General features: G+C 73.6%; 14 protein-coding genes. 12 read left to right on the top strand and 2 right to left on the bottom strand.

From position 1 onward, the window contains the following. Nucleotides 1–25 precede the first annotated feature (25 nt). The gene (purL, locus tag JX575_RS17380; RefSeq protein ID WP_186340315.1) at nt 26–2,335 is read left to right on the top strand and encodes a phosphoribosylformylglycinamidine synthase subunit PurL; all 2,310 of its coding nucleotides are present in this window, start codon (nt 26–28) and stop codon (nt 2,333–2,335) included. A 57-nt stretch (nt 2,336–2,392) separates the two neighbouring features. Here purL and JX575_RS17375 read toward each other — a convergent pair whose 3' ends face one another. After that, nucleotides 2,393–3,139, bottom strand: coding sequence for an ABC transporter permease (locus JX575_RS17375; RefSeq protein ID WP_186339310.1), 747 nt, complete (start codon nt 3,137–3,139; stop codon nt 2,393–2,395). Further along, entirely contained in the window at nt 3,136–4,161 is a 1,026-nt protein-coding gene (locus tag JX575_RS17370) for an ATP-binding cassette domain-containing protein (RefSeq protein ID WP_186339309.1), read from the bottom strand. Before JX575_RS17370 ends, JX575_RS17375 begins: the two co-directional genes overlap by 4 nt. A 60-nt stretch (nt 4,162–4,221) precedes the next feature. On the opposite strand from JX575_RS17370, the gene JX575_RS17365 reads away from it, so the two are divergent. From JX575_RS17365 to JX575_RS17310, 11 genes are all read left to right on the top strand, one after another. Further along, a complete protein-coding gene (locus tag JX575_RS17365; RefSeq protein ID WP_206054438.1) occupies nt 4,222–5,178 on the top strand; it encodes a YafY family protein in 957 nt (318 codons plus the stop codon). A gap of 1,029 nt (nt 5,179–6,207) precedes the next feature. Continuing rightward, the gene (locus tag JX575_RS17355) at nt 6,208–6,933 is read left to right on the top strand and encodes a prolyl oligopeptidase family serine peptidase (protein WP_206054437.1); all 726 of its coding nucleotides are present in this window, start codon (nt 6,208–6,210) and stop codon (nt 6,931–6,933) included. A gap of 112 nt (nt 6,934–7,045) precedes the next feature. After that, the gene (locus tag JX575_RS17350; protein ID WP_186339307.1) at nt 7,046–7,384 is read left to right on the top strand and encodes a sterol carrier family protein; all 339 of its coding nucleotides are present in this window, start codon (nt 7,046–7,048) and stop codon (nt 7,382–7,384) included. A gap of 71 nt (nt 7,385–7,455) precedes the next feature. Continuing rightward, a complete protein-coding gene (locus tag JX575_RS17345) occupies nt 7,456–9,873 on the top strand; it encodes a phosphoketolase family protein (protein WP_186339306.1) in 2,418 nt (805 codons plus the stop codon). Between the two features lie 9 nt (nt 9,874–9,882). Further along, nucleotides 9,883–10,692 carry a GNAT family N-acetyltransferase gene (locus JX575_RS17340; RefSeq protein WP_186339305.1) on the top strand — a complete coding sequence of 270 codons (810 nt, stop codon included), beginning with the start codon at nt 9,883–9,885 and terminating at the stop codon, nt 10,690–10,692. Between the two features lie 365 nt (nt 10,693–11,057). Further along, entirely contained in the window at nt 11,058–12,104 is a 1,047-nt protein-coding gene (locus JX575_RS17335) for a 2-keto-3-deoxygluconate permease (RefSeq protein ID WP_186339304.1), read from the top strand. After that, nucleotides 12,101–13,219, top strand: coding sequence for a four-carbon acid sugar kinase family protein (locus JX575_RS17330; RefSeq protein ID WP_186339303.1), 1,119 nt, complete (start codon nt 12,101–12,103; stop codon nt 13,217–13,219). The genes JX575_RS17335 and JX575_RS17330 overlap by 4 nt, the downstream gene beginning before the upstream one ends. After that, complete coding sequence (pdxA, locus tag JX575_RS17325) at nt 13,216–14,283, top strand: 4-hydroxythreonine-4-phosphate dehydrogenase PdxA (RefSeq protein WP_186339302.1); 1,068 nt, start codon at nt 13,216–13,218, stop codon at nt 14,281–14,283. The genes JX575_RS17330 and pdxA overlap by 4 nt, the downstream gene beginning before the upstream one ends. 38 nt (nt 14,284–14,321) lie before the next feature. Continuing rightward, nucleotides 14,322–15,116 (top strand): GntR family transcriptional regulator, encoded by a 795-nt coding sequence (locus JX575_RS17320; RefSeq protein ID WP_186339301.1) that lies wholly within the window; start codon nt 14,322–14,324, stop codon nt 15,114–15,116. An 8-nt stretch (nt 15,117–15,124) separates the two neighbouring features. After that, nucleotides 15,125–15,268: a hypothetical protein gene (locus JX575_RS17315; RefSeq protein ID WP_186339300.1), complete on the top strand. Its 144-nt coding sequence runs from the start codon at nt 15,125–15,127 to the stop codon at nt 15,266–15,268. A gap of 9 nt (nt 15,269–15,277) precedes the next feature. After that, the gene (locus JX575_RS17310; RefSeq protein ID WP_186339299.1) at nt 15,278–16,627 is read left to right on the top strand and encodes a dipeptidase; all 1,350 of its coding nucleotides are present in this window, start codon (nt 15,278–15,280) and stop codon (nt 16,625–16,627) included. Nucleotides 16,628–16,797: the final 170 nt, after the last annotated feature.

Below are 16,797 nucleotides of genomic sequence, written 5' to 3'. Positions count from 1 at the left end.
CGTGCCCGACACGAGCGCCGCCCCGCTGCCCGCTGCCCCCGAGAAGGCCGGTCTCACGACGTCCGGCGCGACCGCCACCCTCGACACGGTTGCCCTCGCGGCCACCGACGCCGAGCGCGAGCAGCCATGGGCCGACCTGGGCCTCAAGGCCGACGAGTACGCCCGGATCCGCGAGATCCTCGGCCGGCGCCCGACGAGCTCCGAGCTGGCGATGTACAGCGTGATGTGGAGCGAGCACTGCTCCTACAAGTCCACCAAGGTGCACCTCAAGCAGTTCGGCGAGATCCCGCAGGAGACGCCCGTCGGCACGATGCTGGCCGGCATCGGCGAGAACGCCGGAGTGCTCGACATCGGTCAGGGCTACGCGGTGACCTTCAAGGTCGAGAGCCACAACCACCCGTCGTTCGTCGAGCCCTACCAGGGTGCGGCCACCGGTGTCGGCGGCATCGTGCGCGACATCCTCGCGATGGGCGCCCGCCCGGTCGCGGTGATGGATCCGCTGCGCTTCGGCCCGCTCGACGCCCCCGACACCGCCCGGGTGCTGCCCGGGATCGTGGCGGGTGTCGGCGGCTACGGCAACTGCCTCGGCCTGCCCAACATCGGCGGTGAGGCGGTCTTCGACGAGACCTACGCCGGCAACCCCCTGGTCAACGCGCTCTGCGTCGGCGTGCTCCGCCACGAGGACCTCCACCTCGCCAAGGCGTCGGGCGCCGGCAACCAGGTGGTGCTCTACGGGGCGCGCACCGGAGGCGACGGCATCGGAGGCGTCTCGGTGCTCGCCAGCGAGACGTTCGACGCGACCGGGCCCGCAAAGCGGCCGAGCGTGCAGGTCGGCGACCCCTTCATGGAGAAGCTGCTCATCGAGTGCACGCTCGAGCTCTTCGCCGCCGGGGTGATCGCCGGCATCCAGGACCTCGGCGGCGCCGGGCTCTCGTGCGCCACCTCCGAGCTGGCCTCGGCCGGCGACGGCGGCATGCACGTCGAGCTCGACCGCGTCCCCCTCCGCGACTCGACGCTCGCGCCGGAGGAGATCTTGATGAGCGAATCGCAGGAGCGGATGATGGCGGTCGTCGAGCCCGCCGACGTCGAGGCGTTCATGGCGATCTGCGCGAAGTGGGACGTCGAGGCCGTCGTGATCGGCGAGGTGACCGACACCGGCCGCCTGCACATCGACTGGCACGGCGAGCGCGTGGTCGACGTACCCCCGCGGTCGGTGGCCCACGACGGCCCGACCTACCAGCGGCCCTACGCCCGCCCCGCGTGGCAGGACGCGCTGCAGGCCGACGGCGCGGAGGCGCTGCCGAGGCCCTCGAGCGGCGACGACCTCCGCGCGACGCTGCTCAGGCTCGTGGCCTCGCCCAACCTGTGCGACAAGTCGTGGATCACCGACCAGTACGACCGCTACGTCCAGGGCAACACGGTGCTCGCGCAGCCGGCCGACTCCGGCATGGTGCGCGTCGACGCCGACACCAACCTAGGGGTCTCGGTCTCGACCGACTGCAACGGCCGCTTCGCCAAGCTCGACCCCTACACCGGTGCGCAGCTGGCCCTGGCGGAGTCCTACCGCAACGTCGCCACGGGCGGCGCGCGCCCGCTGGCGGTCTCCGACTGCCTCAACTTCGGCTCACCCGAGGACCCCGCGGTGATGTGGCAGTTCGCCGAGGCCTGCCGCGGCCTCAAGGACGCCTGCCTCGAGCTCGGTATCCCGGTGACCGGCGGCAACGTCAGCCTCTACAACCAGACCGGCGAGACCGCGATCCTGCCCACGCCGGTCGTCGCGGTCCTCGGGGTCATCGACGACGTCACCCGGCGTACGCCCACCGGCTTCGGCGCGGCCGGCGAACGGGTCTTCCTGCTCGGCGAGACCCGCGAGGAGCTGTCCGGCTCCGAGTGGGCCCACGTCGTGCACGGCCACCTCGGTGGGATGCCGCCTGCGATCGACCTCGCCGCCGAGCAGGCGCTCGCCGCGCTGCTGCAGGACGCCGCCCGCGACGGCGTCGTCACCAGCGCCCACGACCTCTCCGACGGCGGCCTCGCCCAGGCGCTGGCCGAGTCGACGTTCGCGCACGGCATCGGGGTGTCGGTCTCACTCGCGGGCGTCGCCGACGACGCCTTCGTGGCGCTCTTCTCCGAGTCCACGGCCAGGGCCGTGGTCACCGTGACCGACGAGCAGGCCGACGCGCTGGCCTCGACGGCGCAGCGCCACGGCGTGCCCCTCACGCCCCTCGGGCGCACCGGCGGCGACACCCTCTCGGTCGAGGGGGTCTTCGACCTGCCCGTGGCCGAGGCCAAGGCCGCCTGGCGGGCCACGCTTCCCGCGGCCCTCGGCTCCTGACCCACCCACCCACCCCCCAGCACCCGGCCCGGCGCGGAGGGAGGGAGAAGCTGGGGGTCAGCTCGAGCGGCGCATCGCGCGGACGCCCACCCAGAGGCCGAGGGCGGCGACGAGGGCCGCACCTGCGACACCCTGGCCGACGACGTCGGCGGGGAAGGTGCCCGCGAAGAGCGCGCGCACCGCGTCGACGACGTACGTCATCGGGTTGAGCTGCGAGACCACCTCGAGCCACCGGGGCGCGCCGTCCACCGGCAGCAGCACGCCGGCCGTGAGCAGCGCCGGGAACAGCAGCGTCTGCTGGACGGTCCAGAACATCCAGTCCTGTCCCTTCGAGGCGAGCGCGAGGGCGAACGACAGCGAGCCGACGCCGACGCTGAAGACCGACAGCACCAGCGCCGCCGCCAGCGCGCCCGCGAGGTGCAGGTCGAAGCTGAACGGTGTCACGACCGCGACGATGATCGCGACCTGCATCAGCATCGGCACGACCTCCTTGAGCGCCCGCCCGACCAGCAGCGCCGGGCGGCTGAGCGGGGAGACCAGCTGGCGCTCGTGCGAGCCGGACTGCATCTCCTCCATCAGGTTGGCCCCGGTGAACGAGGCACCCATCAGCGCGGTCATCGCGACGATGCCGGGCACGAACCACTGCAGCGCCGAGCCGTCGGCCATCTCCGGCAGGAGCGGTGCGAAGAGGCCCAGGAAGACCAGCGGCTGGATCATCGCGAAGACGACGGCCATCGGCTCGCGCCAGACCGGCCTGAGCTCGCGGTTCATCACGTTGACGGTGTCGGACAGGAACGCGCTCATGCCGCGACCTCGCTCTCGGTCTGGGCGGACGCGGCGTCCGCGCCGGGGGTGGACTGGGTCTCGCGCAGGCTGCGCCCGGTGAGGTCGAGGAAGACGTCGTCGAGGGTCGGTCGGGCGACCTCCACCCGCAGCGGCGCGACGCCGTCGGCGGCCAGGTCGGCGAGCAGGTCGCCGACCATGGCGGAGCCGTCCTTGACCCGCAGGTCCACGCCGTCGGCGCCGATCTCGACGCGGGCGTCGGGGACCCGTTCCAGCCGGGCGGAGGCCCGGGCCGAGTCGGCGGGCGACCCGAAGCCCAGGCGCACCAGGTCGCCGAGCCCGCTCTTGAGCCGGGCGGCGGTGTCGTCGGCGATCATCCGACCGTGGTCGACCACGATCACCCGGCCGGCGAGCGCGTCGGCCTCCTCGAGGTAGTGGGTGGTGAGCACGACGGTGCTGCCGCTCTCGGCGTGCAGGCGCCTCACGAGCTCCTGAAGGTTGGCCCGGTTCTGCGGGTCGAGCCCGGTGGAGGGCTCGTCGAGGAAGAGCACGCGGGGCAGGTGGACCAGCCCCATCGCGATGTCGAGCCGACGCCGCTGCCCGCCCGAGAGGGAGGAGACCTTGCGGTCGGCGACCGCGGCGAGGTCGAGCTCCTCGACGAGCTCCTCGGCCCGGCGACGGGCGTCGGCGCGCGAGAGGCCGTGCGCCCGGCCCTGGCTGACGAGCTCGTCGCGGCCGAGCTGGCGGTGCCCGGCGCCGTTGCCCTGGCCGACGAAGCCGATGGCGCGGCGTACGTCGCGCTGGGCGCTCACGACGTCGTGCCCGGCGACGCTCGCCGAGCCCGCGGTCGGGGCGATGAGCGTGGTGAGCATGCGGAGCGTGGTCGACTTGCCCGCCCCGTTGGGGCCGAGGAAGGCGACCAGCTCGCCCTGCCCGATCTCGAGGTCGAGGTCCTGGACGGCCTCGACCGTGTGCTTGCGCGAGGTGAAGTGGCGCGTCAGGCCACGGGTCACGATCGCCGGTCCGGTGTGGTGGTGAGTCATGACACCACGCTAGGAACGCATGCGGCCAGTTGCTGTCCGCAATCGGACTAATCTGGATCCATGAGCACGAGCGAGCGGATGCTGCGGCTGCTGTCCCTGCTCCAGACCCACCGCTACTGGCCGGGCCCGGAGCTGTCCGAGCGGCTCGAGGTGAGCCCGCGGACCGTCCGGCGCGACGTCGACCGGCTGCGCGAGCTCGGCTACACCGTCGACGCGGTGCGCGGGGCGGCCGGCGGCTACCAGCTGCGCGCCGGCGCCTCGCTGCCGCCGCTGCTGCTCGAGGACGAGGAGGCCGTCGCGATCGCCGTCGGCCTCCGCACGGCCGCGGTGGGCGCGGTGGGCGGGACCGACGACTGGTCGGTGCAGGCCCTCTCCAAGGTGCTGTCCCTGATGCCTCCGCGGCTGCGTCGGCAGATGGACGCGGTCGCCTCGCAGACCGAGACGCCGGGTCCGTGGGAGGGGGCGCCCGTCGTCGACGCGACCGTGCTCACCACCCTCGCCCAGGCCTGCCGCGACAGCGAGCTGCTGCACTTCGACTACGCCGCCCACGAGGCCGAGGTGACCCACCGCCGCGTCGAGCCGTTGCGGCTGGTCTCGCTCGGTCGGCGGTGGTACCTCGTGGCCTACGACCGCGACCGCGGCGACTGGCGCAGCTTCCGGCTCGACCGGGTCACCGATCCCGAGCCCACCGGCCAGCGGTTCCGTCCGCGCGACCTGCCGGCCGAGGACGCGCTCGCCTTCGTGCAGCAGGGCATCCGGCGGATGCCCCAGCGCCACGCCGTACGCGCGCGGGTGGCGATGCCGGCCGACGACCTCGCCGCGCAGGTCGGGCGGTGGGGCACCGTCACCCCCGACGGCGAGGGCTGCGTGCTGGAGATGAACGTCGACGACCTGGGCTGGCCGGTCATGGTGCTGGCCGGCCGCGGCGCCGAGTTCACGGTCGAGTCGCCGGCCGACCTGGCCGAGCGGGTGGCCGAGGTGGGCGCCCGCTTCTCCCGCGCCGCCGGGGGGCGCTAGGCAGCAAGGGCGGGCTTGCCCTCGAGGGCCCACTCGGACGGCCGGGGCACCGATCGGATGGAGCGGCTCGAGGTGAGGGGCCAGCGGCATCACCGACATCGAGACGAACTGGCTGGTCGACGACCCCCGGCCCTGGAGGTGGTCGGGGGGGCACGGCCATCCGGTAGGAGCTGATGCCGGCGTTGCCGACGGGGTTGAGCAGCAGCAGGAGGAAGGTGCAGGCGCAGGCGGTCCACACGCTCGACGACACCGCCAGCGGCACCAGGGGCAGGCAGCACATCCACCCGATCAGCACGGTCAGCCGGCCCGTCGGCATCCGGTGGATCAGGCTCGGCGCGATCGCCGCGCCGAGGATGCCGCCGACCCCTGCGGCGGTGGAGACCTGGCCGATCTGCGCGGTCGGCGAGCACGCCCGCCGGCAGCAGCGTCGCGCAGAGGCCGCCGAGGTAGGCCGCCTCGACGACCCCCGCGTCCTGCGCGCGCTGGCCCACCCGGTGCGCGGGCGGATCCTCGACGAGATCGAGGCGTCGGGGTCGGTACGCGCGGCCGACGTCGCCCGGGAGCTCGGCATCCCGGCCAACCAGGCGAGCTTCCACCTGCGCCAGCTCGCCAAGTACGGCCTGGTCGAGGAGGCGCCCGAGGAGGCCCGCGACCGGCGCGATCGCGTGTGGCGCCGCGCCGCCCCGGACGGCTACACGGTGCGGCTGGGACAGCTCGAGAAGGCGCCCGGCGGTCGGGCCGCCCTCGGCGCGATCGCCGCACCAAGGAGGCCTGGGGCCACCACGTCATCGAGCGCTCCTTCGACACCACCCACCCGGAGGGGAGCGGGGTGTTCGCGCTGTCCGACCACGCCCTCAAGCTCACCGACGACGAGGCGGCCGAGCTGCTGCGCGAGGTCGACGCGCTCGTGGAGGCGTGGGGTGCCCGCACCCGTGGGCGCGGCGGGCCGTGCTGCTCGGGGCGAGCGCGGTCGGCGTGTCCGCCACCCTCGTCGGCTGTGGCGAAGAGTCGTCCGGCAGGGTGGACGACGTGCCCAGCGGACCCGAGCGGATCACCTACGGCCCCGACCCCAGCCAGTGGGTCGACCTCCACGTCCCGGCGGGCGAGGGCCGCGGACTGGTCGTCGTGATCCACGGTGGCTTCTGGAAGGCCCGGTACGGCGCCGACTACGGCGCCCCGTTGGCCGAGGACCTGGCAGCGCGCGGCTGGTCGGCGGCCAACGTCGAGTACCGCCGCGTCGGCAACGGCGGGGGCTTCCCCGAGACCCTCGACGACGTCCATGCGGCCATCGGCGCGGTCGCGGCCCACGCCCGCGGCCCCGTCGTCACGCTGGGCCATTCCGCGGGTGGCCACCTCGCCACGTGGGCGGGGGCGCGCACCCGCTTCGGGCGCTGGGCGAACGGCCCGGCACTGACCCACGTCGTGAGCCAGGCCGGGGTGCTCGACCTCCGCTCGGCGCTCGCGGACCGCCTCGGCGACGGAGCCGCGACGGCGTTCCTCGGCGATCCGGACGAGGCGGCCTACGAGCAGGCCGACCCGCTGGCCCAGGTGCCGCTCGACGTCCCGGTGTGGGCGGTGCACGCGCGCGACGACGACACCGTCCCGTTCAGCCAGGCCGAGGCCTACGTGGCGGCGGCGACCGCGGCAGGCGCCGAGGCGAGGCTCGTCGAGGTCACCGGCGGCCACTTCGGCGTCATCGACACCGACAGCGACGCGTGGGCCGCCTGTGTGCGGGTGCTCGACACCATCGGCTGACCTGCTCGGCGAGCACCATGCAGGCAGTTCGCGCCGCGCCGCCGCTGCGCCCCGCTCGGCACGGGGCGACCTCGCGCCAACTGCCTGCATGGTTGCCGTCTAGCCTCGGCCCGTGCCTGCCCGACTGAAGGTCCTCACGCCCGACCAGCTCGCCACGGCGGAGGCCGCGGGTGACACCCGGGCGCTCGTCAAGCACTACCTCGCGGTCCTCGAGGTGCGCGCCCCGGGCCGCTCCGTCGAGGTCCGGGTGCCGCCCTACGCCGCGGTCCAGGTCGTGCCCGGCGTGCGGCACACGCGCGGCACGCCGCCGGCGGTCGTCGAGACCGACGCCGACACCTGGCTGGCCGTGGCCACCGGGCGTACGACCTGGGCCGAGGCGCTCGACTCCGGCGCCGTGGCCGCGAGCGGCGAGCGGACCGACCTGTCGCCCTACCTCCCGCTGCGCGACTGACCCACCGGACCGGGCCGAAGGTCAGGGCCGACGGGGGTGTGCACCCGCGCGCATTTCCGGTACGAAGGAGCATGGCTACCCTCACCGACGAGCAGGTCCAGGATCTCGACCTCTGGTTCCGCGCGGCCAACTACCTCTCCGTCGGGCAGATCTACCTGCTCGACAACCCGCTGCTCGAGCGCCCCCTCGAGCGAGAGGACATCAAGCCACGGCTGCTGGGCCACTGGGGCACCACCCCCGGGCTCAACCTCGTGTGGACGCACCTCAACCGGCTGATCCGCGAGCGCGACGTCGAGGCGATCATCCTGTGCGGGCCCGGCCACGGCGGCCCGGCTGCGGTGGCCAACGCCTGGCTCGAGGGCACCTACTCCGAGGTCTACCCGGCGATCGGTGAGGACCGCAGTGGGATGTCCCGGCTGTTCCGCCAGTTCTCCTTCCCCGGGGGCATCCCGAGCCACGTCGCCCCCGAGACGCCCGGCTCGATCCACGAGGGCGGCGAGCTCGGCTACGTGCTCTCCCACGCCTACGGCGCCGCGATGGACAACCCCGACCTCGTGGTGACCGCGGTGGTCGGCGACGGAGAGTTCGAGACCGGCCCGCTGGCGACGAGCTGGCACGGCAACAAGTTCGTCGACCCCGTCCATGACGGCGCGGTGCTGCCGATCCTGAGCCTCAACGGCTGGAAGATCGCCAACCCCACCGTCCCCGCGCGCATCCACCGCGACGAGCTCGAGAGCCTGCTGCGCGGCTTCGGTCACCACGTGATCACCGTCGAAGGCGACGATCCGGCCGACGTGCACCGCCAGATGGCCGCCGCGATGGACGAGGCGCACGACATGATCCGCGAGATCTGGCGCGCCGCCCGCGAGGACGGCGACGTCGAGCGGCGGCCGTGGCCGATGATCCTGCTCGTCACGCCGAAGGGCTGGACCGGTCCCCGGGAGGTCGACGGCAAGCAGGTCGAGGGCACCTGGCGGGCCCACCAGGTGCCGCTCGCCGGCACCCGCGAGAACGACGCCCACCGCGCGCAGCTCGAGGAGTGGCTGCGCTCCTACCGTCCCGACGAGCTCTTCGACTCCGAGGGCACGCCCGTCGAGGCGGTGCGCGCCCTGGCGCCGTCCGGCAACCGGAGGATGAGCGCCAACCCGCACGCCAACGGCGGACTGCTCAAGCGTCCGCTCCGCCTGCCCGACTGGCGTACGTCCGCCGTCGGGGTGGAGCGGCCTGGCGGGTCCATCCACGAGCCGACCCGCGTGCTCGGGCAGTGGCTCGTCGGCGTGGTGCGCGACAACGACACCAACTTCCGCATCTTCGGCCCTGACGAGACCGCATCCAACCGCCTCGACGCCGTCTACGAGGTCACCGACAAGGTCTGGGCTGCCGACATCCTCCCCGTCGACGAGCACCTCGCCCACTCCGGCCGCGTGCTGGAGATCCTCTCCGAGCACACCTGCCAGGGCTGGCTGGAGGGCTACCTGCTCACCGGCCGGCACGGGCTGTTCAGCTGCTACGAGGCGTTCATCCACATCGTCGACTCGATGCTCAACCAGCACGCGAAGTGGCTCAAGACCACCCGCGAGATCGAGTGGCGCCCGCGCATCGCGAGCCTCAACTACCTGCTGAGCTCGCACGTGTGGCGCCAGGACCACAACGGCTTCTCCCACCAGGACCCCGGCTTCATCGACCACGTGGTCAACAAGAAGGCCGAGGTCGTGCGCGTCTACCTGCCGCCGGACGCCAACACCCTGCTCTCGACGATGTCGCACTGCTTCGAGAGCGAGCACTACGTCAACGTCGTCGTCGCCGGCAAGCAGCCCACCTTCGACTGGCTCGACGCCGAGCAGGCCGACCTGCACTGCGCGCGCGGGCTCGGCATCTGGGACTGGGCCTCGAACGACGACGGCGAGCCCGACGTGGTCGTGGCGGCGGCGGGCGACGTGCCCACCGTCGAGGCGCTGGCCGCGGTCTCCCTCCTCCGCGAGCACCTCCCCGAGCTGCGCGTGCGCTTCGTCAACGTCGTCGACCTGATGCGGCTGCAGGACGAGCGCGAGCACCCGCACGGCCTGAGCGGGCGCGACTTCGACACGTTGTTCACCACCGACAAGCCGGTGATCTTCGCCTACCACGGCTATCCCTGGCTCATCCACCGGCTGACCTACCGGCGCACCAACCACGACAACATCCACGTCCGCGGCTACAAGGAGGAGGGCACGACCACCACGCCGTTCGACATGGTGATGATGAACGACACCGACCGCTACCACCTGGTCATGGACGTCATCGACCGCGTGCCCGGGCTCGGTCAGCGGGCCGCCTCCGTGCACCAGCTGATGGCCGACACCCGCCGCCGCGCCCGCCAGTGGACGCGCGAGCACGGCGACGACCTGCCCGAGGTGCGCGACTGGCGGTGGGATCCGGCCGCCGACCCGCGCCGGGGTGCCTCGCCGTCCACCACCGCCGAACCCGACACGAGCGCGGACAACCTCTAACGTGCACCCATGCACGTCAGTTCGCTCGGCTTCCGCACCGACCTCGCCCTCCTGACCGCCTCCGGCAGCACCGTGGAGGACCGCGGCACCCACCTCGTGGTCCGCACCCCGGCCAACCCGACCTACTACTGGGGCAACTTCCTGCTCCTCGCCGAGGCTCCCGTGCCCGGCGGCGAGCGGGAGGTGGTGGCGGCGTTCCGCACCGAGTTCCCCGAGGCGGGCCACGTCAGCATCGGCATCGACCGGCCCGACCTCACGCCCGAGGCGCGCGCGGCGTTCGAGGCTGCCGGGCTCGTGGTCGACGTCGCGTCGGTGCTCACCGCGACCGACCTCGTGGCCCCGCGCGAGGTGGACGAGGTGGGCGCCGAGGTCCGAGCGCTGCAGTCCGAGGAGGACTGGGAGAGCCGGGCGCGCCTGAGCTATGCGATCGAGGACCGCGACGACGAGGAGTCGCACCTGCGCTTCGCGCGCGGGCGCAACGTCCAGGAGCAGCTGCTCGCGACGGCCGGTCGGGGCGCGCGGTTCGGCGTCTTCGTCGACGGCGAGGTCGTCAGCACCGCAGCCGCCTTCACCACCGAGGAGGGCGTGGCCCGCTTCCAGAGCGTCGAGACGCACCCCGAGCACCGGCGCAAGGGCCTGGCCGCCGCGGCCGTCCATGCGGCGGGGCGGTACGCCCTCGACCGGCTCGGTGCTCGCACGCTGGTGATCGTCGCCGACGACGACGGGGAGGCCATCGGCGTCTACCGCCGCCTCGGCTTCGCCGACGTCGAGCGCCAGCTCATGCTCGAGCGACGCGCCGGCGGTCCCCGGACGGCGTAGCCGCCCGGCGAGTCGCCCGCCCTGCCTCGGGGGATCTCGTGCCGGGCGTGCATGTCGGAGTCCCCGCTCGAGCGGGGACTCCGACACTGGGAGGGGGTTGCAACGGCCTCCAGGTGTCGGACTGGGCCACCAAGTCGGCCGCCGCGGCCCTCGGCGGCGGCACCAGCCACGCGTAGCGGTGCCGGCTCCCGCCCACGGCGTACGGCCCAACGCCGCGGCCCCAACGCGCGCCCCCACCTCGCGGCGGGCGCGTCTTGCCGCCGTCTCGCAGCCGTCTTGTGACGGTTGACACGACCGACCCGGCGTGCTCCACTACCTGTACGTACAAGTTGTACGGACAACTTTCCCGAGGTGTGTGACCTGACATGACCGACGTCTCCCACGACCGCGAGCCCGACCGCGAGATCGTCCCGCTCTACCAGATGATGAACCGCATCCCCGGCGGGCTGATGCTGATCCCGCTGATCATCGGCTCGCTGCTGGGCACGTTCGCGATGGGCTTCCTGGAGATGGGCTCCTTCACGACCGCCCTGTTCCAGCAGAGCGCGCTGCCCCTGATCGCGCTGCTGATCTTCGCGACCGGCACCCAGGTCACGATCAAGACCAGCGGGCCGGTGCTCGCCACCGCGGGCGTCGTGCTGATCTTCAAGAGCATCATCCCCGCCACGCTGGTGATCCTGCTCGGGCAGCTCGTGGGCCTCGACGGCATCCTGGGCGTGTCGATCCTCGCCCTGCTCGTCGCCGTCGACAACAGCAACGGCGGCCTCTGGCTGGCGTTCACCGGTCGCTACGGCGACAAGCGTGACCGTGGCGCCTACATCGCCTCCGCGCTCAACGACGGCCCGTTCTTCTCGATGCTGTTCCTCGGCGCCTCCGGCCTGGCCGACATCCCCGTCTCGGCGATGGTCGCCGCGGTGATCCCGTTCCTGCTCGGCATGCTGGTCGGCAACCTCAACCCGCACTGGCGCGAGGTGCTGCGGCCCACCCCCGCCATCGTGATCCCGTTCTTCGCCCTGGCGCTGGGCACCGGCATCGACCTCAACAACATCGTCAAGGGCGGCCTCTCCGGCCTCGTCGTGGGTCTGGTGGTCGCGCCGTTCACCGGCCTGCTGGTCTACATCGGCTACCGCTTCGTGCTGCGCCGCGGCTACCGCTCCGGCATCGGCTTCGCCGCGGGCACCACCGCGGGCAACGCCATCGCGACCCCGGCGATCATCGGCATGGCCGACCCGTCGTTCCAGCCCTACGTGGAGACCGCGACCGCCCAGGTCGCCGCATCGGTCCTGGTGACCGCGATCCTGGCGCCGCTGCTCGCCTCCCTGGCCCTCAAGCGCGAGGGCGGCCTGCTCACCGAGGAGGAGATCGACCGGATCGACGAGATGGACCTCGGGGTCAAGGAACCCCAGTTGTGAAGGTCCTCATCCTCGCCGACGACCTGACAGGGGCGAGCGACACCGTCGTGTCGTTCGCCCGGTCCGGGTGGTCGTCGCTGCTGTCGCTCAGCGGCGGGTGGACGCGTACGCCCGACGAGGACGCCGTGGCCGTCACGCTGGACACGCGACGCGACCCGCGCGCCGCCGAGGTGACCGCCCAGGCCGTCGCCGACCTCGCGGGGGACCGGCTCTACCTCAAGATCGACTCCACCGTGCGGGGCACCGTCGCCGAGCAGGTACGCGGCGCGGTGCGCGGGCGGCGGCGCGCCCGGCCCGGGGCGTTCGCGGTGCTCTGCCCCGCCTACCCCGCCATGGGCCGCTCCGTCGAGGACGGCCACGTGCTCGTGGAGGGGCGGCCCGTGCACGAGGGCCCCGCCGGCTCCGACCCGGTCACCCCGGTGACCGAGTCCGAGCTCACGCGCCTCGTCCCCGGCTCCGTCCGCGCGACGGGGCACGACCTCGTCGCGGCCGTACGCGAGGCCGCCCGTGACCACGACGTCGTGGTCGTCGACGCGCGCGACCAGGCCGACCTCGACGCCCTCGCCGCCGCGATCGACGAGATCGGTCCCGACGCGATCCCCGTGGGCTCGGCAGGCCTTGCCATCGCCCTCGCCCGCACCTGGCAGGACGGCCCCGAGCCGCAGCGGCGCCCCGTCGCCATCGCGGCGGACGCGTCCGCGCTCGTCGTCGTCTCCTCCCTGCACGAGGCGGCCCGCAGGCAGGTCGAGGCGCTGCGCGCCGACACCGAGCGCCTCGGCGTCGACCTGCTCGTCACCCCGTCGGAGCGCGAGGACGGCTCCGCGGTCCGTCAGGCGCGTGAGCTCGCCCGGCAGGCGGTCGACGCGCTCGCCGGGGGACGCCACGGCCTGCTGGTCCTCGTCGGCGGAGACGGCGCCGCCCAGACCCTCCTCGCCCTCGGTGCCACCGGCATCAACGTCGCCGACGCCCCCGTCGAGGGCGTGCCCGCCGGGACCCTCGTCGGCGGCCCGCACGACGGGCTGCCGATCGCGACCAAGGCCGGCGGCTTCGGCACCTCCTCGACCCTCGTCCAGCTGATCGACGCCGTACGCGTCACCCAAGGAGCCCCCTCATGAGCACGTCCACCAGCACCCCCGCCCCCACCCCGGGGACCCTGCCCGTCCTCGGCCTCACCCTGGGCGACGTCGCCGGCATCGGCCCGGAGATCACCCTGCGCACGCTGCTCGAGCACCCCGACCTCCGCGAGGAGTGCGTCCCGGTCGTGGTGGGCGACGCCGGTGCCCTGCGCCGCGCCGCGCCGTACGTCGGCGTCGACCCCGACGTGATCGTCACCCTCGAACGCGCCGGAGACGCGACCAACGACCCCGGCCTCGTGGAGGTCGTGCAGATCGGCGAGCCGATGCCCGAGGTCCCGATCGGCGAGCTCAGCGCCGTGGCCGGCGACGGGTCCTACCGGTTCGTGGTGGCGGCGTGCGACCTCGCCAAGGCCGGCGAGATCGACGGCATCGTCACCGCGCCGCTCAACAAGGCGGCCATGCACGCGGGCGGCCACAAGTACCCCGGTCACACCGAGCTGCTCGCCGAGCAGTTCGGCGTCGACAACTTCTCCCTCGTCCTGTCGGCCGGCGACCTCTACTTCTTCCACCTCACCACCCACGTCTCGCTGCAGCAGGCGATCGCCGGCATCACGCCGCAGCGCACCGACGACGTGCTCGACCTGGTCTCGGCCTTCGCCGACGCCCTCGGGCGACCCGGCACCCCCATCGGCGTCGCGGGGCTCAACCCCCACGCCGGCGAGAACCGGCTCTTCGGCGACGAGGACGCCGACGTCCTCGAGCCGGCCGTGCGCCGGGCCCAGGAGCGCGGCATCGCCGCCGTCGGCCCGCTGCCGGCCGACGCCCTGATCCCGCAGGCCGTCCAGGGCAAGTGGGAGCTCGTCGTGGTCTGCTACCACGACCAGGGCCACGCGCCGTTCAAGGCGGTCTACGGCGACGACGGCGTCAACATCACCGTGGGGCTGCCCGTCGTGCGCGTCTCGGTGGACCACGGCACCGCGTTCGACATCGCCGGCAAGGGGATCGCGCGCGAGGCCAGCCTCGTGCTGGCCGCCCGCCGCGCGGCCGCGCTCGCGCCGGGCTGGGACGCCGTGTGGCGCACCGCCCAGCGCGTCGAGGCCTGAGCCGCGACGCGGGTCGTCGCCGACCTAGGGTGGCACCCGTGACCGAGCGCCGCGTCCCCCTCCACGAGACGGTCGAGCGCGCGCTCCGCGAGCGCCTCGACAGCCGCGACCTCCGGCCGGGGGACCTGTTCCCCAGCGAGGCGGCGCTCCAGCAGGAGTTCGCCGTCTCGCGGTCGGTGGTGCGCCAGGCGCTCGCCAGCCTGGAGGCCGACGGGCTCGTCACGAAGGTGCAGGGCAAGGGCTCCGTGGTCGCCGAGCACCGCGAGGTGCGCCGCGACGTGCTGCGCTCTGGGCTCACGCTGCAGGCGGGGGACGGCGCCGTCACCACCCGCGTGACGTCCTACGGACTGGTCCCGCGCCCCGACCACCTCGTCTCCATCACCGGGGCGCAGGTCCTGGAGCTCGGCCGGGTCCGCGCAGTGGGTGGCGTGGTGCTCAGCTACATCCGCACCTGGCTGCCCGCAGACGTCGCCGACGCGATCAGCGCCGACGACCTGGTCGACGCCTCCCTGCACCGACTGCTGGCCGAGCGGCTCGGGCGCGAGGTGGCCGGCGGGCACAACCAGGTGCGCGCCGTGCCGGCCACCGAGTCGCTCGCCGAGCGGCTGCACGCGACGCCCGGCGCGCCGCTGCTGCTGCTCGAGGGCCGTAGCGTCGACCGGTCGGGAGTGGTGCTCGAGGAGTTCTCGACCTGGCACCGCGGCGACCTCGCGGCGTTCGACGTCGAGGCGGTGCCGCCGTCGGCGGGCCGCGAGGGTGCCGACGGGGAGCGGATCGAGCGGCTGACCCGGACCGCGCGCGAGCTCCTGGCCGAGCTCGAGACGCTGCGCTGAGAACCGCGTTGAGCGCCGTGCTGAGCGCCGTGCTGAGCGCCGTGCTGGGCGCCGTGCTGGGCGCCGTGCTGAGCGCCGTGCTCGGCGCCGTCCTGGGCGTCCTGCCGGGCGCCGCGCCCGGGCCGTCGAAGGGCGGCGGCCGGGACGGTTAGGGTCGGCACATGACTGTCGACATCGCCGTCCGCCTCGCCGAGGTCATGCCCGGCCTCCGCCGTGACCTCGAGGACCTCGTCCGCATCCAGTCCGTCTCCGCCGACCCGGCCCGCGCCGGCGAGGTCGAGCGCAGCGCCGAGGCGACCCGCGACCTGTTCGCCGCCGAGGGCTTCGAGGCCGAGGTCGTGCGCGCGTACGACGGCGCCCCGCCGGCCGTGATCGCGAAGAAGGCCGGCCCGGAGGGCGCCCCCACCGTGCTGCTCTACGCCCACCACGACGTCCAGCCCGAGAACGACCACGCCGACTGGGACTCCCCGCCGTGGGAGCCGACCGAGCGCGGCGACCGCCTCTACGCCCGCGGTGCCGCCGACGACAAGGCGGGCATCGCCGCCCACCTCGGCGCCGTGCGGATCCTCGGCGACGAGCTGCCGGTCAACCTGGTCATGTTCATCGAGGGCGAGGAGGAGGTCGGCTCCGACACGCTCGTCGACCTGCTCGAGGCCCACAAGGAGCGCCTGGCGGCCGACGTCATCGTCATCGCCGACTCCGGCAACTGGGACATCGGCGAGCCCGCCCTCACCACCAGCCTCCGCGGCCTGGTGCGGATGGACGTCGAGGTCCGCACGCTCACCCACGCCGTGCACAGCGGCATGTGGGGCGGGCTGGTGCCCGACTCCATCATGGCGCTGAGCCGGGTCATCGCGAGCCTCAACGACGACGCCGGCAACGTCGCCGTCGAAGGGCTGCACTCCGGCCCCGCCGCCGACGTGGAGTACCCCGAGGCCCGCCTGCGCGCCGAGTCCGGCGCCGCCGAGGGCATCGAGTGGATCGGCGAGGGCCCGGTCGTCGAGCGCCTCTGGACCAAGCCGTCGATCAGCATCACCGGCCTCGACGCGCCCAAGGTCGAGGGTGCCTCCAACACCCTCGTGCCCGCCGCCCGCTGCCGGATCAGCATGCGCATCGCCCCGGGTGACACCACCGCCAACGCCGTCGCGTGCCTCCAGGCCCACCTCGAGAAGCACACCCCGTGGGGCGCGACGCTGACCACGACCGTCGTCGACACCGGCGAGGCGACGCAGATCGACGCCAGCGGTCCGGCGTACGACGCCGCGCGTGCCGCGTTCGCCGAGGCCTGGGACGGCACCGCGCCGGTCGACATGGGCGTCGGCGGCTCGATCCCCTTCATCGCCGAGTTCCTCGAGGCGTTCCCGGAGGCGAGCGTGCTGGTCACCGGCGTCGAGGACCCCGACACCCGCGCCCACGGCGCCAACGAGGGCCTGCACCTCGCCGAGTTCGAGCGGGTCGTCAAGGCCGAGGCGCTGCTGCTGCGCAACCTCGGCGAGCTCCCGCGCGGCTGACCCTGCGTCCGGTCGGACGTACGGTCGGGCGCCACCCTGTCGGTTCATCAAGGTATGTCGACGAACCCGCACTTCCCTCGCTCAGCTGACCGAGGGAAGTGCGGGTTCGTCGACATACCTTGATGAACCAGCGACGACTTGGAACCCGCGGGTTGGAACCAGCGGCGACC

The sequence above is a fragment of the Nocardioides sp. zg-1228 genome (assembly GCF_017086465.1).
Lineage (GTDB): Bacteria > Actinomycetota > Actinomycetes > Propionibacteriales > Nocardioidaceae > Nocardioides.
The sequence above is the reverse complement of the archived record's forward strand: the minus strand, read 5'-3'. Positions and strand labels throughout refer to the sequence as shown.

What these genes read in the sequence shown, in the direction of transcription:
- JX575_RS17335 (WP_186339304.1), top strand. Translation starts at nt 11,058, where the DNA reads ATGACCGACGTCTCCCACGACCGCGAGCCCGACCGCGAGATCGTCCCG.
- JX575_RS17345 (WP_186339306.1), top strand. Translation starts at nt 7,456, where the DNA reads ATGGCTACCCTCACCGACGAGCAGGTCCAGGATCTCGACCTCTGGTTC.
- JX575_RS17370 (WP_186339309.1), bottom strand. Translation starts at nt 4,161, where the DNA reads ATGACTCACCACCACACCGGACCGGCGATCGTGACCCGTGGCCTGACG.
- JX575_RS17375 (WP_186339310.1), bottom strand. Translation starts at nt 3,139, where the DNA reads ATGAGCGCGTTCCTGTCCGACACCGTCAACGTGATGAACCGCGAGCTC.
- JX575_RS17310 (WP_186339299.1), top strand. Translation starts at nt 15,278, where the DNA reads ATGACTGTCGACATCGCCGTCCGCCTCGCCGAGGTCATGCCCGGCCTC.
- JX575_RS17340 (WP_186339305.1), top strand. Translation starts at nt 9,883, where the DNA reads ATGCACGTCAGTTCGCTCGGCTTCCGCACCGACCTCGCCCTCCTGACC.
- JX575_RS17365 (WP_206054438.1), top strand. Translation starts at nt 4,222, where the DNA reads ATGAGCACGAGCGAGCGGATGCTGCGGCTGCTGTCCCTGCTCCAGACC.
- pdxA (WP_186339302.1), top strand. Translation starts at nt 13,216, where the DNA reads ATGAGCACGTCCACCAGCACCCCCGCCCCCACCCCGGGGACCCTGCCC.